General features: G+C 61.8%; 22 protein-coding genes. 10 read left to right on the top strand and 12 right to left on the bottom strand.

The window, feature by feature from the left end:
• Positions 1 to 4,886 (top strand): immunoglobulin-like domain-containing protein (locus IV098_RS12720; protein WP_296889628.1); only part of this gene is annotated, 4,886 nt, incomplete at its 5' end.
• 57 nt (positions 4,887 to 4,943) lie between these two features.
• Positions 4,944 to 5,267, top strand: a complete 324-nt coding sequence (locus IV098_RS12715) for a hypothetical protein (RefSeq protein WP_296889627.1) — start codon at positions 4,944 to 4,946, stop codon at positions 5,265 to 5,267.
• A gap of 26 nt (positions 5,268 to 5,293) precedes the next feature.
• Here IV098_RS12715 and IV098_RS12710 read toward each other — a convergent pair whose 3' ends face one another.
• Positions 5,294 to 7,210, bottom strand: a complete 1,917-nt coding sequence (locus IV098_RS12710) for a LapD/MoxY N-terminal periplasmic domain-containing protein (RefSeq protein ID WP_296889625.1) — start codon at positions 7,208 to 7,210, stop codon at positions 5,294 to 5,296.
• A gap of 25 nt (positions 7,211 to 7,235) precedes the next feature.
• Positions 7,236 to 7,850 carry a transglutaminase-like cysteine peptidase gene (locus IV098_RS12705; RefSeq protein WP_296889622.1) on the bottom strand — a complete coding sequence of 205 codons (615 nt, stop codon included), beginning with the start codon at positions 7,848 to 7,850 and terminating at the stop codon, positions 7,236 to 7,238.
• A 383-nt stretch (positions 7,851 to 8,233) separates the two neighbouring features.
• Between IV098_RS12705 and IV098_RS12700 the strand changes: the two genes are divergently transcribed.
• The gene (locus IV098_RS12700; RefSeq protein ID WP_296889620.1) at positions 8,234 to 10,039 is read left to right on the top strand and encodes a TolC family outer membrane protein; all 1,806 of its coding nucleotides are present in this window, start codon (positions 8,234 to 8,236) and stop codon (positions 10,037 to 10,039) included.
• A gap of 187 nt (positions 10,040 to 10,226) precedes the next feature.
• Here IV098_RS12700 and IV098_RS12695 read toward each other — a convergent pair whose 3' ends face one another.
• From IV098_RS12695 to IV098_RS12655, 9 genes are read right to left on the bottom strand one after another with little or no spacing between them, the layout of a single operon-like run.
• The gene (locus tag IV098_RS12695) at positions 10,227 to 10,661 is read right to left on the bottom strand and encodes a CBS domain-containing protein (RefSeq protein WP_296889618.1); all 435 of its coding nucleotides are present in this window, start codon (positions 10,659 to 10,661) and stop codon (positions 10,227 to 10,229) included.
• Positions 10,662 to 10,718: 57 nt separating this feature from the next.
• A complete protein-coding gene (locus tag IV098_RS12690) occupies positions 10,719 to 11,264 on the bottom strand; it encodes a DJ-1 family glyoxalase III (RefSeq protein ID WP_296889616.1) in 546 nt (181 codons plus the stop codon).
• Between the two features lie 6 nt (positions 11,265 to 11,270).
• Positions 11,271 to 11,756: a YajQ family cyclic di-GMP-binding protein gene (locus tag IV098_RS12685; RefSeq protein ID WP_296889614.1), complete on the bottom strand. Its 486-nt coding sequence runs from the start codon at positions 11,754 to 11,756 to the stop codon at positions 11,271 to 11,273.
• A gap of 5 nt (positions 11,757 to 11,761) precedes the next feature.
• Entirely contained in the window at positions 11,762 to 12,334 is a 573-nt protein-coding gene (locus tag IV098_RS12680; RefSeq protein WP_296889612.1) for a hypothetical protein, read from the bottom strand.
• 6 nt (positions 12,335 to 12,340) lie between these two features.
• Positions 12,341 to 12,655, bottom strand: coding sequence for a pyrimidine/purine nucleoside phosphorylase (locus IV098_RS12675; protein WP_296889610.1), 315 nt, complete (start codon positions 12,653 to 12,655; stop codon positions 12,341 to 12,343).
• A 2-nt stretch (positions 12,656 to 12,657) separates the two neighbouring features.
• On the bottom strand, positions 12,658 to 13,887 hold the full coding sequence (locus tag IV098_RS12670) for an argininosuccinate synthase (RefSeq protein WP_296889608.1): 1,230 nt from the start codon (positions 13,885 to 13,887) through the stop codon (positions 12,658 to 12,660).
• 35 nt (positions 13,888 to 13,922) lie between these two features.
• Positions 13,923 to 14,162: a DUF2283 domain-containing protein gene (locus tag IV098_RS12665; protein ID WP_296889606.1), complete on the bottom strand. Its 240-nt coding sequence runs from the start codon at positions 14,160 to 14,162 to the stop codon at positions 13,923 to 13,925.
• A complete protein-coding gene (gene argF, locus IV098_RS12660) occupies positions 14,159 to 15,076 on the bottom strand; it encodes an ornithine carbamoyltransferase (RefSeq protein WP_296889604.1) in 918 nt (305 codons plus the stop codon). The genes IV098_RS12665 and argF overlap by 4 nt, the downstream gene beginning before the upstream one ends.
• The gene (locus IV098_RS12655; RefSeq protein ID WP_296889602.1) at positions 15,076 to 16,257 is read right to left on the bottom strand and encodes an acetylornithine transaminase; all 1,182 of its coding nucleotides are present in this window, start codon (positions 16,255 to 16,257) and stop codon (positions 15,076 to 15,078) included. The genes argF and IV098_RS12655 overlap by 1 nt, the downstream gene beginning before the upstream one ends.
• A gap of 225 nt (positions 16,258 to 16,482) precedes the next feature.
• Here IV098_RS12655 and IV098_RS12650 point away from each other — a divergent pair, with 225 nt between their 5' ends.
• Positions 16,483 to 16,758, top strand: a complete 276-nt coding sequence (locus IV098_RS12650) for a DUF3579 domain-containing protein (protein WP_296889600.1) — start codon at positions 16,483 to 16,485, stop codon at positions 16,756 to 16,758.
• 82 nt (positions 16,759 to 16,840) lie between these two features.
• Here the strand turns inward: IV098_RS12650 and rpsT are convergent, their stop codons facing one another.
• Entirely contained in the window at positions 16,841 to 17,104 is a 264-nt protein-coding gene (gene rpsT / locus IV098_RS12645; RefSeq protein WP_296889599.1) for a 30S ribosomal protein S20, read from the bottom strand.
• A gap of 212 nt (positions 17,105 to 17,316) precedes the next feature.
• Between rpsT and murJ the strand changes: the two genes are divergently transcribed.
• From murJ to ispH, 6 genes are all read left to right on the top strand, one after another.
• Positions 17,317 to 18,852 carry a murein biosynthesis integral membrane protein MurJ gene (gene murJ, locus IV098_RS12640; protein ID WP_296889597.1) on the top strand — a complete coding sequence of 512 codons (1,536 nt, stop codon included), beginning with the start codon at positions 17,317 to 17,319 and terminating at the stop codon, positions 18,850 to 18,852.
• A gap of 248 nt (positions 18,853 to 19,100) precedes the next feature.
• Entirely contained in the window at positions 19,101 to 20,033 is a 933-nt protein-coding gene (locus IV098_RS12635; RefSeq protein WP_296889595.1) for a bifunctional riboflavin kinase/FAD synthetase, read from the top strand.
• A complete protein-coding gene (ileS, locus tag IV098_RS12630; protein WP_296889593.1) occupies positions 20,026 to 22,824 on the top strand; it encodes an isoleucine--tRNA ligase in 2,799 nt (932 codons plus the stop codon). The genes IV098_RS12635 and ileS overlap by 8 nt, the downstream gene beginning before the upstream one ends.
• 16 nt (positions 22,825 to 22,840) lie before the next feature.
• Positions 22,841 to 23,317 carry a signal peptidase II gene (gene lspA, locus IV098_RS12625; RefSeq protein WP_296889630.1) on the top strand — a complete coding sequence of 159 codons (477 nt, stop codon included), beginning with the start codon at positions 22,841 to 22,843 and terminating at the stop codon, positions 23,315 to 23,317.
• Positions 23,314 to 23,751, top strand: a complete 438-nt coding sequence (locus IV098_RS12620) for an FKBP-type peptidyl-prolyl cis-trans isomerase (protein WP_296889591.1) — start codon at positions 23,314 to 23,316, stop codon at positions 23,749 to 23,751. The genes lspA and IV098_RS12620 overlap by 4 nt, the downstream gene beginning before the upstream one ends.
• Positions 23,752 to 23,764: 13 nt before the next feature.
• On the top strand, positions 23,765 to 24,423 hold a 659-nt coding region (gene ispH / locus IV098_RS12615), incomplete at its 3' end, for a 4-hydroxy-3-methylbut-2-enyl diphosphate reductase (protein ID WP_296889589.1).

Genomic DNA, 24,423 nt, shown 5'->3' with positions numbered 1-24,423 from the left:
CCGATGATGTCTATGTCGATGCGGGTTCGGTCTCGGCCACGATTGCCTCGGCTGCCGGTGGCAATTTCGAGAGTCTGACGATCAATCCGGCGGCAGCGACCACCAGCATTACCGATACGCTGGACACGACCACGGTGTCGATCAGCGGCGACGGCAGTGTGGCCGAAGGCGCAAGTGCGAGCTATACAGTGTCGCTCACCAGCCCAGCGCAATCCGCTGTCACGGTCAACCTGAGCTACAGCGGTACGGCGGCCAACGGCGCCGATTTCAGCGGCGTGCTCAGCGTGACCGTCCCGGCCGGTGCGTCTTCCGCCAGCTTCAGCATCGCCACGCTCGACGATGCGTTGGTCGAAACAGCCGAAAATCTGGTCGTCAGCATCGCCAGCGCAACGGGCGGCAACTTCGAGAACCTTGTTGTTAGCGGTGCGGCCAGCAGCGTCAGCACGTCGATCAGCGACAACGACACGACCACGCTCAGCGTGTCCAGCCCGACTGTCCTGGAAAATTCCGGCTATGCCCAGTTCACGGTCAGCCTGTCCAACCCCAGCAGCCAGTCCACCACGGTCAACCTGGCGCTGACGAATGGCAGCGCTGGCGCTGCCGACTTCGGCCCCGGCCTCGAAGTGTCGACCGACGGCGGCACGATCTGGCTGGCCGCCACCAGCGCCACTTTCCCGGCCAACCAGACCAGCGTGCTGGTGCGGACGCCGATCGCCAGCGACGCGCTGGACGAGGCCAGCGAAAACTTCAGCCTGACAGCCACGCGCACCGTCGGCACGGCCGTGACCAATCCGGGCGGCACCGCCACGGGAACGGCCACGATCACCGACGACGACACCACGCCGGTACTCGATCTGGATGCCAACAACAGCAGCCTGGCCACCGGTGCAAACCACCAGACCAGCTACACGGAGAACGGTGCGGGCGTTTCAATTGCCGATGTCGATATCAGCGTGAGCGACGCCGATGGCAACAATCTCGCCAGCGCAACGATCCGGCTCACCAACGCGCAGGCTGGGGATGTACTGGCAGTGGGCGCCCTGCCCGCCGGCATCACTGCGGTGGTGAATACGAGTGTGGCCGGGCAGATCACCGTGGCGCTCTCCGGCGCGGCGAGCGCAGCGGATTACCAGACGGCCATTCGCGCCGTGAGCTTCAGCAACACGAGTGAAAATCCGGACACGGTCGACCGCAACCTCACGGTTTCGGTCACCGATGGCGCCAATACCAGCAACACGGGCGTCACCACGATTTCCGTTGTGCCCGTCAATGACCCCCCGGTAGCCAACAGCGTGTCGGTGTCGGGTAACGAGGATCCCGCTGCACCGATCGCCGTCACGATTACCGGCTCCGACGTGGATGGCACGCTGGCCAGCTTCACCCTGTCCAGCCTGCCGGCAAACGGCAGTCTGTATCTGGATGCGGCGATGACGCAGCTTGCTCCCACCGGAGCCGCGCTGGCCGCGGCGGGCAACAGCCTGACGCTGTATTTCAAACCACCGCTCAACTGGAGCGGCACGACCAGCTTCGACTACAACGCGACGGACAATCTGGGCGCGGTGTCGGCCCCGGCTGCCGCGACCGTCAATATCGCTGCAGTGGACGACGGTGCGCCGCTGGCGGGCAACGACAGCTTCATGGCAACGCTGGGGACGCCCATCATCATTACCCGTGGCCAACTGCTGGCCAACGACGCCTTGCCCGACAACGCCCAGATCACGAATGTCAGCGCGGTCAGCGGCGGCACACTGGTCTACAACGGCAACGACACCTGGACCTACACGCCGGCGGCGATCGGCGCCACGAGCTTCAATTACACCCTGACCGACGACGACGGGCAGACCAGTACCGCGACGGTGACCCTCAACACCGTGAGTGGCCGGGACGACCTCGCCACGGTGCACGAAAGCGCACTGGCGAGCGGCACCGGCGGGGGCACGACAGTGACCAGCGGCAACCTGCTTGCCAACGACGGCGGCGGCACCTCGATCTCCAGCATCAATGGCATCACTAACGGCTCGGCCAACGACACCGACAGCCGTGCCGGATACATCGGGGTCACCACCTCATTGGGGCAACTGGTAGTCGACACGGCAGGCGCCGGGGTGGGCGATTACACCTATACGCTGACCGACGCGGCCGATAACAGTGCGCCGGCCAACGACCTGTCGGTGACCGAAGTATTCAACTATGTATCGAATGCTACGTCGGCGGCGCTCAGGGTCAGTGTGGTGGACGACAAACCGGTCGCCTACGACAAGGTGCTGGAAGTATCGGAAAACCCCCTGCCCAACTACAACCTCGTGCTGGTTCTCGACGTCTCGGGCAGCATGACCACCACCTCGGCAGGCGGCGCCGTGCGGCAGATCAACCCGGATGGTTCCACCACCATCACCACCCGCCTCGACATGGCGAAGGCAGCGCTGGTCCAGCTGGTAGAGGAATATTTCAATCAGGCGCAGAACGTGTCGGTCAAGCTGGTCTCCTTCTCCAGCGGCGCCACCCTTCTCAATGGCGGCAACGCCTACACCACGCTGCAGGATGCGATCAACGGCATCAACTCAATGACCGGCAGCGGGGGCACCAACTACGAGGCCGCGCTGGATGCCGTGCAGACCGCGTTCGGCACCGTGGATCCCGCCGTTCGCAACGCCGTGTATTTCCTGTCGGATGGCGAGCCCTCCCAGGGCAACACCACCGATCCCGTGGGCGTAACCGGCTACGACACCTTCATTGCCGCCAATAGTATCGATTCCTACAGCGTGGGCGTCGGTACGGGCATTGCCAACCCGCAGTTTCTCAACGACATCCACAACGTGGATGCCGACGGCGACGGCACCCGCGATCCTGCCATTATCGTTCCCGACCTCAACGAGCTCGACTCCGCGCTGCTCTCCACCGTACCGGCCGCATTCGGCGGCAATCTGGTGGCCGGCAACAACGCGGGCAACGTGCTGGGCGCGGACGGCGGCCACGTGCAGACCATCACGCTGACGCTGGACAGCGATGGCAACGGCACGCCAGACCAGAACGTGGTCTTCACCTACGATCCGGCCGCCGGCGGACAGATCAGCAACAACAGCAGCTTCCTGCCGCCGACGCTGGCGGGCAGCTTGTTGACGCTGGATTCATCGAGCGGCTTCGGCATGGGCACGCTGACCTTCAACTTCAGCACCGGCGACTACACCTTCTTCACCGCCGGGTCCGCGCAGGTTGGGGACAGCTTCTCGCTCGATTTCGTGGCACGCGACAATGATGGCGACGTTACCGCGCCTGCGACGGTGACGATCCAGGTCGCCGACGGCCAACCCGTTGCGCGTCCGGACACCGATACGCTGCTGCCGAACCAGACCCATCTGGAAGGCAACGTCATTACCGGCCTCGGAACCGATGGCGGTCTCGCGCTGGGCGGACAGGTCACGAGCTTTTCGCCGGCTGGATCGGGCGTCGATGTGGCGGTCGATCAGGCACAGGTCAGTTCGGTTACGTTCCGCGGGCAAAGCTTCAGCCTCACCAGCAACAGTTCCGGTTCGGGCGCCGGCTTCACCTATACCGTCAGCAACGGTGAACTGGCTTGGCAGGCGACCAGCGGCGGCGAACAGCTGGTGTTCAATGCCAGCGGTTATTACGACTACACGCCGCCCGCGGCCGCCCTCCCCGTCACCCCGACGGCAGCCGCCGTCACCACCACCTTCACATCTGCGGCCAACGCGGCCGCGAATGGCGTCGTGCTGGGCGGCCTGAGTCGCACCGGGGCCGTGCAGACGCTCAGCTATTCCAATCCGGGCGGCACCAGCAGCGATGGCGTGGGCGTCAGCGGGGGCAACAGCAGCAATACCGTGGACAACCTGGAACGGCTGGTCGTCACCTTCAACTCGACAACGCATCCTTACGGCGTGCAGGATGTCCGTTTTGTGATCGCCAGCGCAGCCAGCAACCTCGGCGCCTCGGGCGGGATCGTGTATGCGCTGACCTACACCGTGTTCGACGTGGCGGGCAATCAGATCGGCCAGTTCTACAGCAACCTGGAAAACACCGTGTCCGTGCCTGCAGAGCTGGGCAATATCGGACGCATCGAAATCGAAGCCAACAGTGCCGCCTCCGCCCGGGTCACCAGCGTCAGCTTCGAGAGCGTCCAGCTCAACAACAGCGCACCTGCCATCGAGCCGGTCGAAATCGGTTACGTGCTGACCGATAGCGACGGGGACACCAGCGCAGCGACCACGCTGACGCTCAACACGATGGCCAACAACCTCTTCGGCGATGCATCGAACAACACGCTCAGCGGGACGGCCGGCAACGACCGGATCATCGGCGGCGATGGCGTTGACACGCTCAACGGCGGCGATGGCCATGACATTCTCGAAGGCGGCGCCGGGAATGACACGCTCAACGGTGGCGCCGGCATCGATGTGCTGCGCGGCGGTGCGGGAAATGACACGCTGAATGGCGGCGATGGCAACGACACGCTGGTGGGTGGCGCCGGGAACGACATCCTGATCGGCGGACTGGGCTCGGACGTGTTCCGCTGGGAACTCGCCGATCGCGGCGTCGCCGGCACCCCGGCAGCCGACACCGTGCAGGATTTCAACAGCGCATCCGCAGCAGCCGGCGGTGACCGCCTGGATCTGCGGGATCTGCTGCAGGGCGAATCCCAGGATGCCGTGAATCTCACCAATTTCCTGCATTTTTCACAGTCAGGCGCGGATGTCGTGGTACAGGTGAGCTCGAACGGGGGATTCACGGGCGGCTTCAATGCCGGTGCTGCCGATCAGACCATCACGCTGCAGGGACAGTGGGCGGACATCACGGCAAGCGGCGCCCTCAGTTCAGACCAGCAGATCATTCAGGATCTGCTGACCAAGGGAAAACTGATTACCGACTGAAGTCAGGGATGAATCCGCTTTGCAGCCCGGAGCGGATCCCGACAGGAGAATGAATAGATGCCTTATGTAAAACGTGACGAACAGGGCCGAATCACCACGGTCAATCTGGAACCCGGCGACGGTCTGGTGGAGTTGGCGCCGAACGCGCCGGAACTGCTGGCGTTCATGCACATGTTGGGGCAGGAACAGAGCACGCTGCAGCAGTCCGACATGCGGCTGGTGCGCGTGCTGGAGGACCTGATCGACCTGCTGATCGACCGCGATGTGATTCGCTTTACCGACCTGCCGCTGCCAGCGCAGGAAAAACTGATGGAGCGGCGCTCCATCCGCCAGTCCCTGGGCGCGCTCGACCTGCTCGGCGGCGACAACGAAACCATTTGAAACTGGGCGTGGCCAGCCTGCTGTGCTCAGGCGAGCACAATGCCTGGCCCGGTCATCCCCTTGAAGCCCAGTTCCCGCAGGCAGCCGGCTTCGCGCTGATTCAACACGCCCTCGGCAATGGTCATCATGCCCATGGTGTGGGCGATGCTGCAGAGGCCGCGCAGGAACGTCTGGTTGCCCAGGTTCTGATCGATGTCGTGGATGATGGCGCGATCGATCTTCAGATAATCGAGCCCCACGTCGTACAGCTCGCCGATATGGCAAATCTGGTTGCCCACGTGTTCGAGGCCGATTTTGCAGCCCAGGGGTTTGAGCGCATCGCAGAACACGCGGAATTCCCTGGCGTGCCGATAGGCGACAAATTCGGGGATGTCGATCCAGATCCTGCCCGCAAGCTGCGGGCTGCGTTTGAGCGCCTGGTAAAAACGCGCGACCAGCACCGGATCGCACACGGTCTGCGGTGACATGTTGATGCATATCGGCCCCGCGTTGCTTTCAAGCCACGTCAGCGCGTAGTCGAACACCGCCTCGTCGATGCGCTCGGTCAGGCCCAGCCGGCTGGCCCAGGGCATGAACTCCTGCGCCGACATCCACAGGGAATCCTGGATGTTCTGCATGCGTCCGGGCGCTTCGTAATGGATCAGCTGGCCCTGCCCGTTCAGCACTGGGTACGTCGCACACTGGATCAGCTTCCGGTCCAGAGCCGTTTCGATCAAGACCTGCCAGGCAGCGATCAGGCTGGCCACCGGTTTCCACGCGATATCGATATCCCCCAATTCCACCGCGCTGCCGCCTTCCTGCTCGGCGCGGCCCAATGCGATATCCGCGCGCGACAACACCTGCGATACCGCATCTCCATGGCGATACACGGCGGCACCCAGCAGCAAGGGATGTCCGATGTCCGCGCTCGGGTCGTTGATCGACAAACGGGCGCGTGCGTATATCTGGTTGCTGAGTTCGACCACCGAATCCACATCGGGGGCGAGCACCGCAAAATCGGAGCCATTCAAGCGCCCGATCAGACAAGGCTCATCCGGGCAGGATTCCTGTAACGCGCCCGCCACCCGGATCAGCAGGGTGTCGGTGGCTTCGCGTCCCAGTGCCTTGTTCAGTTTGAGCAGATCGGGCAGGCGCAGAATAAACAGGGCGCCGGTCGGAGCGGCAGCTTCATCCTCCAGCGCGTGCTGGATCTTTTTCAGGAAATGCTCGCGGCTCAGCAAGCCGGTCAACGCATCATGCTGGGCGTCGCGCCGCAGCTGCTCCAGTCGCGCGGATTCTTCGTCGAGCATGCTGCGTACCTGACCGGACAGGGTGTTCATTGCCCGCACTACGCTACGAAACTCCCGCGTACGGGGCTCCCTGATGGCAATGAAACGGCGTGCACCGATGGCTTCGGCCTGCTTGACCACCTCGCCCAGCGGCCGGGTAATGGCACGCAAGATGAGGGTACCAATCACACCGCACAGCAGCACGCTGGCCAGAAACCAGGCCAGCAATCTGCGGTTGCCCTGCCACAAGGCCTGGTAGGCAAAGCTGTTGTCACTCACGACGCTCAGGGTGCCATATTGACGCCAGCCATCCTGCACCTTGGCGATGCCGGGCTCGGTGCGCAGGGGAATCAGGTCGACGAACCAGGCAGGCACCTTGTCGGTTCCGCCCTCGCTGGCCTGTTCGACCATGAGCTTGCCGGATGGCGAAGTCAGCCTGATGCTCTGGTAATGCCCGATATCGAATTGCGCTGACAGCAGCAATTCAATCAGGACCGGGTCCTTTTCGATTTGCGACATCGACAGCGCCAGCGAATTCGCATTGTCGATGTTCTTCAGCCGCAGCTGATCTTCCAGATAGCCTTTTGCCGACCAGGCGCTGACCAGAAAACTGATCCCGAACGCAAGGGTCATGATGGTCGCGATGGCCAGCCAGAGTTGCTTGGTGAGTGTCATGTGAGGCCCCTTGGCAAGTGGTATTTCATTCGATTCCTTCTTCCCGCATCCTGGTCAGCACCGATTGCCATTTGGAAAGGCGTTGTGATGCGCTGGGCGCTCGGGGAGCGCCCCCCCCGATCCACAAGCCTTCGGCATTGAAACCAAAAATCGTGGTCAAGTCAGCGCGGCGGGATGCGGGTCGGATATCCCCAATCAGGTTGTCCAGCACCAGGGGCTCATCGTCTGGGGCCGGATAATAGCTGAGGACCATATGGGCCTGAACCAGGGTGCTTTGCGGTCCGCCAATGCGCGCCTTGACGTAGGTCAGCCGCAATTTTTCAGCCGGGATGCCGAGCTGCTTCAGCGTCGCGTATTTGGCAATGGCAAAATCCTCGCAGTCCCCCTCCGAACGTCCCAGCGTCTCGAGCGGCGTCGCCCAGTAGTCTTGCTTGCCCCAGATATCGCTGTCTTCGCCAAAGCGGATTCTGCGATTGAAGAAATCGTTGACCTGGCGCAGCTTGACGGCATCGGGCTGGCTGGCCGCCCGGGTCAGCAAATCACGCCAGGCCACCACCGAGGCTGTCCCGGCGTCGCCATAACGCTGGCCTGCCTGCATCAGCATGCGATCCATTTCGACGCCGGCAAGGGCAACGCTCACGCTGAAAGCCAGCGTGCAAATCGATGCGGCCCAGTCGGTTCTTGACAAAGCCTGTCGACAATTCAGCACTGAACAGCGCTTCAGCATGGGCGGGCGTGGGACATGCTATTGAGCGCCCGTTTGAAAACCGGCGCCGTCTGCCGGCTGACGGCGCTTGCCGCCAGGCACGCCCACGACCGATCTGAGTCACTGAATCGCTTCAAAACGCTTTCCCGGATTGAAATAAAGCCGCAGGTGTCTGTGATCAATATGCACAAACAAGCAGGTTGGTATAAATATTGCAGTTAGATTGCCGTTGTTCTACCTACAAGTTATCGGACGTGTCCCGGAAGGCTGAAGGAATGCCCAGAATAAAAGTCGCATTGATTGTTATGGTGATGAGCATGCTCGCTCCCGTTGCCGGGGCGCAGCCGGCCGCCACACTGGAAAATGCCGTCAGGAAAGCCATTGTGAGCAATCCCGAAGTGCAGGCCCGCTGGCACACCTTGCTTTCTTCGCAGCATGAACAGGATGTCGCCCGGGGCGGCTATTTTCCGCGTGTGGACCTCATCGCGGGCGTTGGCCGGCAAAAGCTGACCGAATACAACCAGCCGACCACCAACATGACCCGTCATGGCGCTGCGTTGTCGCTTGACCAGATGATTTACGACGGTTTCTCCACGCGCGAGGAAGTGGCCAAACTGGCGTATGCCAAACTGGTGCGGTATTACGAAGTCCTCGATGCGTCGGAATCGGTCGCACTGGAAGCGACCCGGGCTTACCTGGATGTGCTGCGCTATCGCGAACTGGCCACCCTGGCCCAGGACAACCTCGCCCAGCACGAACAGGTGTTCAGCCAGATCCAGCAACGGGTTCAGGCAGGCGTAGGCCGGCGGGTCGACCTCGAACAGGCAGGCGGTCGCTTGGCGCTGTCGCAATCGAACGTGCTGACCGAAGCCAGCAATCTGTACGATGTCAGCGCGCGCTACCAGCGCATCGTGGGCGAGATTCCCCCCGGCGACATGAGCGCGCCCGCCCCGTTCAAGCAGGGCATCCCCGCGTCTATCGAAGAGGCCCTGAAACTGGCCTATCAAGGCAACCCGGCATTCAACGCCGCGATTGAAAACGTGCGTGCCGCCCAGGCCGAAGTACGTGGCCGGCGGGCCAACTATCAGCCCCAGGTCAACCTGCGCGCCATTCAGGATGTTGGATACAACCGGGATGGCATCGAAGGGAAACGGGATGACCAGGTTATCGAGCTCGTCCTCAATTACAACCTGTTCAATGGCGGCTCCGATCGTGCGCTCGAACGCCAGTATGCCGAGCGCCTGTCGCTTTCAAAGGATCTGCGCGACAAGGCCTGTCACGATGTCCGCCAGACCCTGGCCATTGCTTTCAACGACATTCATAACCTGTACCGGCAACTGGGCTTTCTCGACCAGCACCAACTCGCGAGCGAGAAAGTGCGCCAAGCCTATCGCCAGCAATTCGATATCGGGCAACGCACCCTGCTCGACCTGCTCGATACGGAAAACGAATATTTTCAGGCACGGCGTGCTTACGCGAATGCCACCTACGATCGTGCCATTGCCCATGCCCGCACCCTGGCCGGCATGGGCAGCCTGTTATCCACGCTGCAGGTAGGCCGTGACGGCATGCCCACCGCCCAGGAACTGGGGCAGGATCGCCAGGAAGTCGATGCCGACAGCCAGTGTCCGGCGGAAACACCCCTGGTGGCCACGACCGATATGGGGCTGACGCCACGCACGATCGAAGCAGCCCCGGCCAGGCCCGCACCCCCTGCGCCAATTCCGCCAGCTGCCCCCGCAGAAACGATCCAGCAGGCACTCGCTGGCTGGACTGCGGCCTGGTCGTCAAAGGATTTCCCGCGTTACCGTGGGTATTACGCAAAGAATTTCACCCCTGAAGGCGGCCATTCGCTTGAACAATGGGCAAACGCGCGTGCGGCGCGTCTCAGCCAGCCCAGCGCCATCACGATTGGGGTGAGCGACTTGAAGGTGAGCAACATCGACGCCAACAAAGCCACAACGGAATTCCGGCAGACCTATACCTCAGCGAATTACCGCGACGCGGTGATCAAACGCATGGAGTGGGTGCGCGAGGGCAACAGCTGGAAAATTCAACGTGAACAGGTGCCGGAGGCACCGAAGGCTGCAGAGCCGGGCGTCACGAGACCCGGTACGAAATAGCCGCGCACCAAGGCATCCAGAGCTTGCGCGTGTCACCCACCTGAAGGGTGCAGCGCACACATTCCGATGTGCGTCAGGTGTGCGGGGGTGATTGGCCTGTTCGCTTCGACAAGCCTTGCACAGCCTGCTCTAAACAGACAACCGATATCCCGTATCGGTCTATGCCCGCGGACCGCGATGACCGGATTTATTCCGGCCAGTGCTTGATATAGCGTTTCAGCAGACTGTTTTCGAACTTGGCTTCCTTGAGGCTGGCGCGCGCCACGTCATGGAAGGAAATGATGGCGAACAGCTTGTTGCCGTCAAGGATCGGCAGGTGGCCGATGTGCGATTTGGTCATGACGTCGCGCGCGTAGTCCACCGAGTCGTCGGCGTTGGCGACCACCGGTTCGGTTTCCATGATGGCCTTGACTTCAATATCCTTGAGCCCCAGCCCCAGCTTGACCATGCCGTGCACTACGTCGCGCTCGGTCAGCAAACCCACCATTTCGCCGTCTTTCAGAACCACCAGCGAGCCCACGCCCAGACCCACCATTTTCTCGACCGCACTGGCCACGGTATCGGTCGGGGCAATGCTGTGGATGTCGTCGCTTTTCAGCGTAAGAATTTCGCGAATCTGCATGGTGTGCTCCGGGCTGGGTAAGTTTGGAATGATAAACGATGAGCCAATACAGCTCGTCTACGTGCGTACCAACGCGTTTTCGACCTGCTGACGCACCTCGCGGCCGGCCAGCGCCTCGATCAGCGCCAGCGCAAAATCCATGGCGGTGCCGGGGCCACGCGAAGTCAGCACCTTGCCGTCCTGCACCACGGCCGCCGTGCTGACGGCCACGCCGGGCAAGCCGTCGAGAAATCCGGGATAGCTGGTTGCCTGCTTGCCTTGCAGCAGGCCGGCTTCGGCCAGCACCATCGGCGCAGCGCAAATGGCGGCGGTGTAATGGCCCGCTGCCGCTGTCTTTTTGAGCAGTCCGATGATGCGCGCATCAGCCTTGAGGTGCGCCGCGCCCGGCATGCCGCCAGGCAGCACCACCATGTCGTAATGCCCGTCCAGCGCAGCATCGAGCGTCGTGTCCGGCATCAGCTGCACGCCGCGACTGGCCTTGACGAGACCGGGCTTGAGTCCGGCAGTGACGACGTCGATGCCGGCACGGCGCAACAAGTCGATGATCGTGACGGCTTCGAGTTCTTCGCAGCCTTCCGCCAGGGGAACCAGGACCTTGGGCATGGCGGCTCAGTCGCGAAAGTTCTGATACTGCAGGGGAAAATCGGTGATGCTCTTGCGCACCAGCGCGATGGTTTCCTGCAGCAGGTCGCGCTTGGCGCCGGATACGCGCACGGTGTCGCCCTGGATGCTGGCCTGCACTTTCAGCTTGCTGTCCTTGATGACGCGGACGATCTTCTTGGCCAGCTCGGTCTCCACGCCGGTTTTCACCGTGATGCTGCGCTTGACCTTGTTGCCCGAGACTTTCTCGATGTTGCCGATGTCCAGGCATTTCACATCGACGCTGCGTTTGGCCAGCTTCTGCGACAGGATGTCCTGCACCTGGTCGAGCTGAAAATCGGTATCCGCATGGATGGTCAGCACGTAATCGGCCTGCTCCACGCGGGCATCGCTGCCCTTGAAGTCGAAGCGGGTCGAGACTTCCTTGTTGACCTGGTCCACCGCATTGCGCACTTCCTGCTTGTCCACTTCGGACACGATATCGAAAGTCGGCATTCTGATTACTCCTCATCCATCACAAACGATTGAACCGGCAATCCCGATTCGTCGTGAAACTCGGCCGCCGCCATCACCCCCAGCCGCGCCACCGATTCGGCGTCGAGCGAAGGCGCACGCCAGGCTGCATACATGGCGCCCAGCGCGTACGGGCTGCCGCTGCCGTAAGCATAGAACTTCGAGAATTCCTGCACCGTGCGGTGCGCGGCCACGCCAAATATGCCGTGCCGGTTGGCAATCAGCACGTCCATCCGGCTCGACTCCAGCTCGTCGTCCTTGTCGTCGCCGACCTGCAGAAAATACTGCTCTTTCAGCGCCGCATGCAAGGTATTCCAGACGCGGAATATCGAAATCGCCGTGTCGAAAACCGGCGGCGCTTCAAGGCTGGCGAAATAGTCCGCCAGAATCAGCTTCATGGTCGCCGAGCCGGTGATGGCTATGTAGCTGTCGCCCACGCGCAGGATCTTTTCGTGGTTGGCGACGTAGTCAGCCGACTCCTTGCCGCCGCCCCATTTCGTCAACGTGTCGGACGCGATGGCGATGCGGCCATCCTTCCTGACGACGGTGACGGTGGTCATTTCAAATCAGCCGAAATGGCAGACGTAGTGATACGGCTCGCCCGACACTTCGATATCGAAGCTGGAATTGGCCGGCACGTCGAACGACTGCCCGACAGAATAGGTTTTCCACTCGGTTTGCCCGGCCAGTTTCACCCGGCAGGTGCCCGCCACCGTCTCCATGATTTCCGGTGCGCCGGTGTTGAAAGTGAGCGTGGACGGCTGGATCACGCCGACCGATTTTTTGCTGCCGTCAGCGAATTGAACTGTGTGCGATACGCACTTACCATCGAAATAAACGTTGGCCTTCTTCACCAGGCTGATGTTGTCGAACTGGGGCATATTCATTTTCTCCGTGCGTCGAGTTTGGCTGCGATGCGCATGCGCAGCGCGTTGAGCTTGATAAAACCGCCAGCGTCCTTCTGGTCGTAGGCGCCCGCATCGTCCTCAAAGGTGGCGATGGTGGAATCGAACAGCGAATCGGTTTTGGAATCGCGGCCGGCGACGATGACGTTGCCCTTGTAGAGCTTCATCCGCACCGTGCCGTTGACGTTCTGCTGAGTGTGGTCGATCAGCACCTGCAGGGCTTTGCGTTCAGGGCTCCACCAGTAGCCGTTGTAAATCAGGCTGGCATAGCGCGGCATCAGGTCGTCTTTCAGGTGCGCGACTTCGCGATCCAGCGTGATCGACTCGATGGCGCGGTGGCCCTTGAGCAGGATGGTGCCGCCGGGGGTTTCGTAACAACCGCGCGACTTCATGCCGACGTAGCGGTTTTCCACCAGATCGAGTCGGCCGATGCCGTGTTTGCCGCCGATTTCGTTCAATTTGGCCAGCACTTCATGCGCTTTCATGGCCGCACCGTTGATCGCAACCACGTCGCCTTTGGCGTAGGTCAGCTCGATGTACTCGACCTGATCCGGCGCCTTTTCAGGCGACACGGTCCAGCGCCACATGTCCTCTTCGGCTTCCGCATTCGGGTCTTCCAGATGGCGGCCTTCGTAGCTGATGTGCAGCAGGTTGGCGTCCATCGAATACGGCGAACCGCCCTGGCGATGCTTCATGTCGATCGGGATGCCGTGGGTTTCGGCATAGTTCAGCAGCTTCTCGCGCGAGAGCAGATCCCACTCGCGCCATGGCGCGATCACCTTGACGTCGGGCTTCAGCGCATACGCGCCAAGCTCGAAACGTACCTGGTCATTGCCCTTGCCGGTAGCGCCGTGGCAAATCGCATCGGCGCCGGTTTCGTTGACGATGTCGATCAGACGCTTGGCGATCAGCGGCCGCGCGATCGAGGTGCCGAGCAGGTATTCGCCCTCGTACACGGTGTTGGCGCGGAACATCGGGAAGACGAAATCGCGCACGAACTCCTCACGCAGGTCGTCGATGTAAATCGACGCTGCCGGGATGCCGAATTGCAGCGCCTTGGCACGTGCCGGTTCGAGCTCTTCGCCCTGCCCCAGGTCGGCGGTAAAGGTCACCACTTCGCATTGATAGGTGTCCTTCAGCCATTTGAGAATGACCGAGGTGTCGAGGCCGCCGGAATAGGCGAGAACTACTTTCTTGATATCGCTCATAAGGATGCTCTTGGTTCTGATTTAGTCATTCGGACTCAGTGAGTGGTGCCGGAGGTTTTCTTGTCGATGATTTCGATCTGGCCGGGAAAATCGCCGATTTTCAGGATGTCGAGATTGGTCGCCAGGCTGGCTTTCTCGATTTCGATGCCGACGACGCGGCCGTCTGCGGACAGGTTGAGCACGATACCTTCATGCGCTTCCCAGGCGTGATCCGGGTTTTCGGCGCTGATCTCGATGTACAAAGAATCCATGTCCTTGAAATAGGCAATGTTCATGCGTCCACTTTCCCCAGCAGCAAAAATTCCATCAAGGCCTTCTGCACATGCAGACGGTTTTCGGCTTCGTCCCACACCACCGACTGCGCGCCGTCAATCACCTCGGCGGTGACTTCCTCGCCGCGATGCGCGGGTAGGCAATGCATGAAAACCGCGCCGGGTTTAGCCACCGCCATCATCTCGGCGTCGACCTGCCAGTCGGCAAAGTCCTTCAGGCGCTCGTCGTTTTCCGCCTCCCAGCCCATGCTGGTCCAGACATCGGTGGTCACCAGGTCGGCATCGCGACAGGCATCCATCGGGTCGACAAAGCTTTCGAAGTGATCGGTGCCGAACAGATTGGCGCGCTCGGGCTCGACTTCATAACCCGGCGGGGTCGACACGTGCACGTTGAAGTCGAGCACCTCGGCGGCCTGCAGCCAGGTATTACACATGTTGTTGGAGTCGCCGACCCACGCCACGGTCTTGCCCTGGATGGGGCCGCGATGCTCGATGAAGGTGAAGATGTCGGCGAGGATCTGACAGGGGTGGTATTCGTTGGTCAACCCATTGATCACCGGCACCCGCGAGTGCGCGGCGAAGCGCTCGATGATCTCCTGCTCGAAAGTGCGGATCATCACGATGTCGACCATGCGCGAGATGACCTCGCCCGCGTCTTCCACCGGCTCGCCGCGCCCAAGCTGGGTGTCGCGCGTGTTGAGGTAGATCGCCGAGCCGCCGAGCTGGTGCATGCCCGCCTCAAAGCTCAGCCGGGTACGGGTCGAGCTTTTCTCGAAAATCATCGCCAGCGTGCGGTCGGCCAGCGGGTGATAGGGTTGGTATTGCTTGAAGCGGCTTTTGATCAGCGTGGCGCGATCGAACAGATACAGCAGCTCGTCGCGCGACAGATCCTTGAATTGCAGAAAATGCCGCAGCATCACGCCGCCTGTTGCAGGTAGGTTTTGACGATGCCGGACACGGCCGCGACCAGCGCATCGACTTCAGCCGAGCCATACACCAGTGGTGGCACCAGACGAATCACCGTATCGGCGGTGACGTTGATCAGTACGCCCGCATCGCGCGCCACACCCACCAGTTCGCCGCACGGACGATCCAGCTCCACGCCGATCATCATGCCCTCGCCGCGAATATCGACCACGCCATGCACGCCGCTCAAGGCTGCGCGCAGGCCGGCACGGATCGCCTCGCCGCGCAGCTTCACGTTGTCCAGCAGCTTGTCTTCTTCAATCGCAGCCAGCGTAGCCAGCGCAGCGGCACACGCCAGCGGATTGCCACCGAAGGTGGAACCGTGACTGCCCGGAACGAATACGTCGGCCGCTGCACCGCGCGCCAGGCAGGCGCCGATCGGCATGCCCGAACCCAGGCCCTTGGCCAGCGCAATCACGTCCGGCATTACGCCCGAATGCTGAAAGCCAAACCAGGTGCCGGTGCGACCGATACCAGTCTGCACTTCGTCCAACATCAGCAACCAGCCGTTGGCATCACAAATCTTACGTAACTCGACGAGATATTCTGACGGCAGCACATTGATTCCGCCTTCGCCCTGCACCACTTCAAGCAGCACCGCGACGACGCTCTTGTTGTGCTCGGCGACTTGGCGAATCGCTTCGATATCGTTGAACGGTACCCGCGCGAAGCCCGACAGCAGGGGTTCGAAACCTGCCTGGATCTTGCGGCTGCCAGTTGCTGTCAGGGTGGCCATGGTGCGGCCATGGAAGGCCTTTTCCATCACGATGATGGTCGGCACCTCGATGCCCTTGCCGTGACCGTACAGGCGAGCCAGCTTGATCGCGGCCTCGTTCGCCTCGCAACCCGAGTTGCAGAAGAAAGCCTTGTCCATGCCCGACAGTTCGCACAGGCGGTCGGCCAGTTCTTCCTGACGCAACACCCGGTACAGATTGGATGAATGAATCAGCGCAGCGGCCTGATCGGCAATCGCCTTCACCAATTTGGGATGAGCATGGCCCAGTCCGTTCACGGCCACCCCGGCCACCGCATCGAGATAGCGCTTGCCGGACTCATCCCACAGGTAAGCGCCTTCGCCGCGGACAAAGGCAAGCGGCTGGCGGGCATAGGTGTTCATCAAATGTGTTGTCATGGCAGTCGTAACCAGGCTGTTCTGAAAAAAGAAATAACGAAATTGAAAACGGCGGCCTGAGCCGCCGTGCCTATCATGCACCTGCGTGATTATAGGCCGAAATGCGCGCACTGCGCCCCCTAGCAAACCCATGGCTGGCAGCCCTGCCAGCTGCGGGCTAGCTGACTGCCATGCATGTGCAGCATGTTAGAATCCGCCACCTCCTAAAGAAGTTCAGCCATCTCAATGGATAACGCCACCGCCCCCCTGATCATTCGCGGCATCACCGCCAAGGGCGCCCGGTTTCGCCCCAGCGACTGGGCGGATCGTCTGGCCGGCGCGTTCGCCGTCATCGACCCCAACAATCGCACCAATTATTCGCCTTACGTCCAGCCCACCAAACTCGACAACATTCCCTGCGTGATCGTAGACAAGAAGCTCAAGTCCAGCGATCCAGACGCCTACCGTTTCCTGCTGGCATTTGCCGGCAGCAATGAGTTGCTGGTTGAAAACGCCGACTGATCTTGCTGCGGCGCCCATAAAAAAACGCCGCAACAGCGGCGTTTTTTTATGGGCAAGTGCTGGCTTGATTACAAGTCAGCGCTCAAGCCATGCTTTTGAGGGCTTGGGACAGACGGCTCTTGTGGCGTGCAGCCTTGTTCTTGTGAACGATTTTCTTGTCGGCAATGCTGTCGATCACGCTCATCGAGGACTGGAAAACCAGCTGTGCAGCAGACTTGTCGCCGGCTTCAATGGCTTTGCGCACTTTCTTGATTGCAGTGCGCAGCTCGGAGCGCTGGCTCATGTTGCTGTCGCGCTGAGCGCTGGCTTGACGTGCGCGCTTGCGCGCCTGGGCGGAATTCGCCATATGTACTTGCTCCTGTAGGCCTTGCGCCGCGCGCAAGGCAAATAAATTTGATTCAGGCAACCCATAATCACAGGCGCCAATTCACCGAAGCCCGCGATTATACGGAAGAAGCCCATTAAAAATCAAGCAGGCAAAATCAAGCCGGCCCGCAATTGTGTTGCAGCGCTCCCGCGCGACCCGCACAATGCGCGCACAACCGACATGCGCCATCCATGAACTTACTCAAAGCCCTCGCCGCGGTCAGCAGCATGACCCTGCTCTCGCGCATTCTGGGATTCGTCCGCGATGCCGTGATTGCACGTACTTTCGGCGCCGGGATGATGACCGACGCTTTTTTCGTCGCCTTCAAGATCCCCAACCTGCTGCGGCGGATGTTTGCCGAAGGTGCCTTTTCCCAGGCCTTCGTACCGATTCTGGCGGAATACAAAAACCGCCTCGGCCACGATGCCACCAAAACCCTGGTCGACCAGGTGGCGACTGCGCTCACACTGGTGCTGGTGGTCGTCGCGCTGCTGGGCATTTTTGGCGCGCCGTGGGTGGCATACATCAGTGCGCCGGGATTTCGCACCGATGGCGAAAAATTCGCGCTCACCGTCACGCTGCTGCAAATCACCTTCCCCTACATTGTCTTTATCTCGCTGGTTGCGCTGGCGGCGGGCATCCTCAATACCCATAGCAAGTTTTCCGTCCCCGCATTTGCGCCGGTTCTGCTGAACGTGGCGATGATCGCGGCTGCGCTCTGGATTGCGCCGCATGTGGACCCACCCGTGCTGGCGCTGGGCTGGGGCGTGGCGCTGGGCGGCGTGCTGCAGCTGGCCTGGATGGTCCCGCACCTGAAAAAACTGGATTTGCTGCCGCGTCCCACTACCCACTTCAACGATCCCGGCGTGCGCCGCGTCGGCAGACTGATGGCGCCCGCCCTGCTCGGCGTGTCCGTCGCGCAGATCAGTCTGCTGATCAACACGGTTTTTGCGTCCTTCCTTGCCACCGGCAGCGTCTCCTGGCTGTATTACGCCGATCGCCTGATGGAGTTTCCGGCCGGCATGCTGGGGGTGGCGCTCGGCACCATTCTGCTGCCCAGCCTGGCCAAGCATTACGCCGACGACTCGCCCGCCGAATATTCCAAGCTGCTCGACTGGGGACTGCGCCTAACCCTGCTGCTGGCCTTTCCCGCTGCGGCTGCGCTGGCAGTGCTGGCGGTGCCGCTCATCACGACGCTGTTTCATTACGGCGCGTTCAATGCCCTGGACGTCAGCATGACCCAACAGGCACTGCTGGCTTACAGCCTGGGATTGCTGGGCCTGATTCTGGTCAAGGTGCTGGCGCCCGGCTTCTATGCGCGACAAAACATCAAAACGCCGGTCAAGGTCGCAATTTTCACCCTGATCGTGACCCAGCTGATGAACCTGGCGTTTTACAAACCTCTCGGCCACGCCGGGCTGGCCCTGTCGATTGGGCTGGCCGCCTGCCTCAACGCCGGACTGCTGCTGCATCTGCTGAAGAAACACAAGGTCTATCAACCGCAACCAGGATGGGCAGGCTATTTCACACGCGTACTACTGGCGGTTCTGTTGATGTCCGCCGCCTTGTTCTACGCCATGGGCGACACGCAATGGTGGCTGGCCGCAGGGTTTGCCGAACGCGCCCTGCGTCTGGCATTGCTGGTTGGCGGTGGCGTGGCGCTGTATTTTGCGGCGTTGGGCGCAATGGGCTTCCGCCCGCGCCAGTTCACCCGTCGCGCGGCCTGATATCGAGACGGCCAAGTGATGTCTGAACCCATGCAGTCAATTTTCTGCATGGTTCCGAATGGGCCGGTTCGTTGAGCCGTCTCAATACAATACTGTTTCAATGCTTATTGATTCAGCCCCCATGCCTTGATCCGGAGCTTGGCTAGCCGACTTTCATTAGCCCTTCAAACTTCATCAGGCCGAATCAATAAGTGACTGAATCGGCTAAAATTAGCGCCTTTTTCCGCTTCGCCGCACGCTGCACCCCCATGCGCATCACCCACGGTTTTCGCTCCCTCGGCACCCCCCATGCGGTCACCATCGGCAACTTCGATGGCCTACACCTGGGGCATCAAGCCATGCTCGCCCGCCTGCAGGACGTGGCGCGGACGCGCGGCCTGCCGAGTTGCGTGTTGAGTTTCGAGCCGCACCCACGCGAGTTCTTCACGCCCGAGCAGGCCCCTGCCCGCCTGTCCAGCCTGCGCGAAAAGGCCGAGTGCCTGCGCCTGCTCGGCATCGACCGCTTCCACGTCTTCCGCTTTGACCGGGCATTCTCGGCGTTGACCGCCGACGCTTTCATCGAGCAGGTGCTGGGGCACACCCTGCAGGCGCGCTACGTGCTGGTAGGCGACGACTTCCGCTACGGCGCCCGGCGCGCCGGCGACTTTGCGCTGCTGGCGCAGGGCGGGCAGTCGCTTGGTTTCGATGCCGAGTTTCTGCCGACTGTTGAAATCGCAGGGGAGCGCGCTTCGTCCACCGCCGTGCGGCAGGCGCTCGCGGCAGGCGATCTGGCGCATGCGGCGCAATTGCTCGGCCGTCCCTACAGCATCTCCGGGCGGGTGGAACATGGCGACAAGCTGGGACGCGACATCGGCTTTCCCACCGCCAATATCCAGCTCAAGCACAACCGGCCGCCGCTGATGGGTATTTTCGCGGTTCAGGTGTACGGCCTCAACGGTGCGCCCCTGCCCGGCGTGGCCAGCCTCGGCAAACGCCCCACGGTCAAAAACCCCGATGCGGCGCCGGTGCTCGAAGTGCATTTATTCGATTTCAACGCCGATATCTATGGCCGCCGCCTGCGCGTGGATTTTATGCACAAGTTGCGCGACGAAGCCAAATACCCCGATCTCGACACGCTGGTGGCCCAAATCGGCCGCGACGTCGACAACGCCAAACACTACCTGAACACCCACCATGCCTGATCAATCCAAACCCGATTACAAGTCCACGCTCAACCTGCCCGACACGCCCTTCCCGATGCGCGGCGACCTCGCCAAGCGCGAACCCGGCTGGGTCAAGAGCTGGCAGGAAAAGAAGCGTTACGAAGCAATCCGCAAGGCGGCAGCGGGACGCCCCAAGTTCATCCTGCACGATGGCCCGCCCTACGCCAACGGCGACATCCACATAGGCCACGCGGTTAACAAGATCCTCAAGGACATCATCGTCAAGGCCAAGACGCTGTCCGGTTTCGACGCGCCCTACGTGCCGGGCTGGGACTGCCACGGCCTGCCGATCGAACTGCAGGTGGAAAAAACCCACGGCAAAGCCATCCCCCCGGCCCAGTTCCGCGAACTATGCCGCAGCTACGCCGCCGAGCAGATCGAACGCCAGAAGGCCGACTTCATCCGCCTCGGCGTGCTGGGCGACTGGGACCATCCCTATCGCACCATGGATTTCCAGTTCGAGGCCGACAGCCTGCGCGTGCTGGGGCAGATCCAGCAGGCCGGCTATCTGTATCAGGGGGCGAAACCGGTGCACTGGTGCGTCGACTGCGGCTCCGCGCTGGCCGAAGCCGAGGTCGAGTACGAAGACAAGACTTCGCCTGCAATCGACGTCGGTTTTGCGGTGGCCGACCGCGCCGATCTCGCGCAGCGGTTTGACCTAGGCACCATCGACGAGCCGGTGCAAATCGTCATCTGGACCACCACGCCGTGGACGCTGCCCGCCAACCAGGCGGTGGCGCTGCATCCCGATTTTCAATATGCGCTGGTGCGCACGGCCAAAGGCCTGCTGATTCTGGCCGACAGCCTGCGCGAAGCCGCGCTGGCGCGTTATGAGTTGAGCGATGGCGCTGAAGTTATCGCACACACCACGGGTCAGGCACTCGAAGGGGCCTTGTTGTGGCATCCCTTCCAGGAGCGCCAGGTGCCGGTCATCGTCGGCGACCATGTGACGGCGGATGCCGGCACCGGTGCAGTCCACACCGCACCCGGCCACGGCCTTGACGACTATGTGGTCGGCAGCCGCTACGGTCTCAAGGTCGACAACCCGGTGGGTGACGACGGTCGCTTCTACGCCACCGTGCCGCTGGTCGGCGGCATGAGCATCTGGCAGGCCAATCCCGTCGTGATCGAAACGCTGGAAGCCAGCGGCAACCTGCTGGCGCACGCCAAATTGCTGCACAGCTATCCGCATTGCTGGCGGCACAAGACGCCGATCATTTTCCGCGCCACCCGGCAGTGGTTTATCGGGATGGAAAATGGTGAGCGGGGAGCAGGAAGCGGGGAGCGGAAAACGCTACGCGCGCAGGCGATGGCTGCGGTGGACAGCACGCAGTTCTTCCCGGCCTGGGGTCGTGCGCGGCTGGAAGCGATGATCAAGAACCGTCCCGACTGGTGCGTTTCGCGCCAGCGCAACTGGGGCGTGCCGATGCCGTTTTTCACCCACAAGGAAACCGGCGCGCTGCACCCACGCAGCCTGGAATTGCTCGAAGTGGTCGCCCAGCGCGTCGAGCAGGCGGGCATCGAGGCTTGGTTCGCACTCGACCCAGCCGAGCTGCTGGGCGACGACGCCGCGCACTACAACAAAACCGGCCACACGCTCGATGTGTGGTTCGACTCGGGCGTCACCCACGCCTGCGTGCTGAAGCGCCGCCCCGAACTCGCGCATCCGGCCGACCTGTATCTGGAAGGCTCCGACCAGCATCGCGGCTGGTTCCAGTCGAGCCTGCTCACCGGCTGTGCGACCGATGGCCACGCACCGTACAAGGCGCTGCTCACCCACGGCTTCGTCGTCGATGGCAAGGGCCACAAGATGAGCAAGTCGAAGGGCAACGTCATCGCGCCGCAAAAAGTGATGGACCAATACGGTGCCGACATCCTGCGGCTGTGGGTGGCGACCACCGACTACTCCGGCGAGCTGACCATCTCCGACGAAATCCTCAAGCGCGTGGTGGAAAGCTATCGCCGGATTCGAAATACCTTGAAATTTCTGCTCGCCAATCTGTCCGACTTCGATCCGCAAGCGCACGCGCTGCCGGTTGCAGACTGGCTGGAAATCGACCGCTACGCGCTGGCGCTGACCCGCCAGCTGCAAGGCGAACTGCAGGCGCATTACGACGCCTACGAATTCCATTTCGTCGCGCAAAAACTGCAGGCCTTTTGCTCGGAAGACCTCGGCGGCTTCTACCTCGACATTCTGAAAGACCGCCTCTACACCAGCGGCGCCGATAGCCGCGCACGCCGCGCCGCGCAGAACGCGCTGTTCCACATCACCCACAGTCTGTCCCGCTGGATGGCGCCGATCCTGTCGTTCACCGGCGAAGAGGTGTGGACGCAGCTGGCGGGCGACGACTCAGTCTTTCTGCACACCTGGCATACGCTGCCCGAGCAGGCCGATGCGGCCGATCTGCTGGCGCGCTGGACGCGCATCCGCGCGGTGCGCAGCGAAGTGCAGAAAGATCTGGAAAGCGTGCGCGCCGCAGGTGGCATCGGCTCGTCGTTGCAGGCCGAAGTCACTCTGCACGCCGGCCCGGAAACCCGCGCCCTGCTGGCGCCGCTGGGCGACGATCTGCGCTTTGTGCTGATCACCTCGCAGGCGCTTGTGGTCGCAAGCGATAGCGACCGCATCGAAGTCACCCCGAGCAGTGCACAGAAATGCGAACGCTGCTGGCACTACCGCGACGACGTCGGGACACATGCCGATCACCCCGGCCTGTGCGGCCGCTGCGTCAGCAATCTGACAATGGCAGGCGAGGTGCGCACCCATGCGTAGCTACCTCCATCCCGCCATGCGCAAATGGCTCGGCATCGCGCTGGCCGTCATTGCCGCCGACCACTTCACCAAATTCTGGGTGACGTCCGTGCTCGACTACCAGGAGGCCGTACCGGTACTGCCGTTCTTCTCGCTGGTCCTGGTTTACAACACCGGCGCCGCATTCAGTTTCCTGGCTGATGCGGGCGGCTGGCAACGCTGGTTCTTCATCGCCGTCGGCATCGTTGCCACGCTCATCATCCTGCGCCTGCTCAGAACGCACGCGCAGCAGCCGCGCCTGGCTTTTGCCCTGGCCTTGCTGCTCGGCGGAGCGCTCGGCAACGTGATCGACCGCGTGGTACTCGGCCATGTGGTGGATTTTCTGTATTTCCATTACCGCAGCTTTGCCTGGCCCGCCTTCAATGTTGCGGACTCCGCCATCACCCTCGGCGCAGGCCTATTGATCTGGGACAGCCTGACCGGAAAACCGGCTCCGGCCGATACGGCAGCATGAACGCACGTACGCTCAATCCCGGCGATACCTTCCGGCTGCGCTACGCCCTGCGCCCGCGCGGCGGCGACGATGTCATCTCCAATTTCGACGACGCCCAACCGGAAACCATCACCCTCGGTGACGGCACACTGGCGCCAACGCTGGAACAGTGGCTGCTGGACCTGGTGCCCGGCGAACGTTACGTGTTTCTGCTCGAACCCTGGCAAGCTTTCGGCGAAAGCCAGTCCGACCTGATCCAGACCCTGCCCAAAACCGATGTGCCCGCCGACATCACACTCGAAGTCGATCAACTGGTCGAATTCGCCATGCCCAACGGCCAAACCCTGGCCGGGCACATTCTCGAAATCACCGACGATGCGGTGAAAGTCGACTTCAACCATCCGCTCGCTGATCTGTCCATCGAGTTCGAAGTCGAAATTGTCGACATCCTCTAGCCTGGTAATGCCCATGCACCCCACCATCCTGCTCGCCAACCCCCGCGGCTTCTGCGCCGGTGTCGATCGCGCCATCGCCATCGTCGAACGCGCACTGGAGAAATTCGGCGCACCGATCTATGTCCGCCACGAAGTCGTTCACAACACCTTCGTTGTCAACGACCTCAAGAACAAAGGCGCGATTTTTGTCGACGAACTCGCCGACGTACCTGCCGGCGCCACCGTCATTTTCAGCGCCCATGGCGTTTCGCAAGCCGTGCGCGCCGAAGCCGAAGCGCGCGGACTGAACGTGTTCGACGCCACCTGCCCGCTTGTGACCAAGGTGCATGTCGAAGTCAGCAAGATGCGCGAAAAGGAATTTGAAATCGTCATGATCGGCCACAAGGGCCATCCTGAAGTCGAGGGCACGCTAGGCCAGTCGAACGGCGGCATGTACCTGGTCGAAACGCCGGAAGACGTCGCCAGCCTGCAAGTGAACGACCCCGACAAGCTCGCCTATGTCACCCAGACCACGCTATCAGTCGACGACGCCACCCGTGTAGTCGATGCCCTGCGTGCGCGCTTTCCCGACATCACCGGCCCGAAAAAAGACGATATCTGCTACGCCACCCAAAACCGGCAGGATGCGGTCAAGGTGCTGGCCAAACAATGCGATGTGGTGATCGTGGTGGG

Origin of the sequence: Thiobacillus sp. (assembly GCF_018780105.1) — a bacterium.
Lineage (GTDB): Bacteria > Pseudomonadota > Gammaproteobacteria > Burkholderiales > Thiobacillaceae > Thiobacillus.
This window is presented reverse-complemented; position numbering and strand designations above follow the sequence as displayed.

Coding starts and splice junctions, on each gene's coding strand:
- IV098_RS12690 (WP_296889616.1), bottom strand. CDS start 11,264: ATGCCCAAGGTCCTGGTTCCCCTGGCGGAAGGCTGCGAAGAACTCGAA.
- IV098_RS12695 (WP_296889618.1), bottom strand. CDS start 10,661: ATGCAGATTCGCGAAATTCTTACGCTGAAAAGCGACGACATCCACAGC.
- IV098_RS12650 (WP_296889600.1), top strand. CDS start 16,483: ATGGATAACGCCACCGCCCCCCTGATCATTCGCGGCATCACCGCCAAG.
- murJ (WP_296889597.1), top strand. CDS start 17,317: ATGAACTTACTCAAAGCCCTCGCCGCGGTCAGCAGCATGACCCTGCTC.
- IV098_RS12665 (WP_296889606.1), bottom strand. CDS start 14,162: ATGAACATTGCCTATTTCAAGGACATGGATTCTTTGTACATCGAGATC.
- lspA (WP_296889630.1), top strand. CDS start 22,841: ATGCGCAAATGGCTCGGCATCGCGCTGGCCGTCATTGCCGCCGACCAC.
- rpsT (WP_296889599.1), bottom strand. CDS start 17,104: ATGGCGAATTCCGCCCAGGCGCGCAAGCGCGCACGTCAAGCCAGCGCT.
- IV098_RS12620 (WP_296889591.1), top strand. CDS start 23,314: ATGAACGCACGTACGCTCAATCCCGGCGATACCTTCCGGCTGCGCTAC.
- IV098_RS12655 (WP_296889602.1), bottom strand. CDS start 16,257: ATGACAACACATTTGATGAACACCTATGCCCGCCAGCCGCTTGCCTTT.
- IV098_RS12710 (WP_296889625.1), bottom strand. CDS start 7,210: ATGACACTCACCAAGCAACTCTGGCTGGCCATCGCGACCATCATGACC.
- IV098_RS12700 (WP_296889620.1), top strand. CDS start 8,234: ATGCTCGCTCCCGTTGCCGGGGCGCAGCCGGCCGCCACACTGGAAAAT.
- IV098_RS12670 (WP_296889608.1), bottom strand. CDS start 13,887: ATGAGCGATATCAAGAAAGTAGTTCTCGCCTATTCCGGCGGCCTCGAC.
- argF (WP_296889604.1), bottom strand. CDS start 15,076: ATGCTGCGGCATTTTCTGCAATTCAAGGATCTGTCGCGCGACGAGCTG.
- IV098_RS12715 (WP_296889627.1), top strand. CDS start 4,944: ATGCCTTATGTAAAACGTGACGAACAGGGCCGAATCACCACGGTCAAT.
- IV098_RS12635 (WP_296889595.1), top strand. CDS start 19,101: ATGCGCATCACCCACGGTTTTCGCTCCCTCGGCACCCCCCATGCGGTC.
- IV098_RS12680 (WP_296889612.1), bottom strand. CDS start 12,334: ATGACCACCGTCACCGTCGTCAGGAAGGATGGCCGCATCGCCATCGCG.
- ileS (WP_296889593.1), top strand. CDS start 20,026: ATGCCTGATCAATCCAAACCCGATTACAAGTCCACGCTCAACCTGCCC.
- IV098_RS12675 (WP_296889610.1), bottom strand. CDS start 12,655: ATGCCCCAGTTCGACAACATCAGCCTGGTGAAGAAGGCCAACGTTTAT.
- IV098_RS12685 (WP_296889614.1), bottom strand. CDS start 11,756: ATGCCGACTTTCGATATCGTGTCCGAAGTGGACAAGCAGGAAGTGCGC.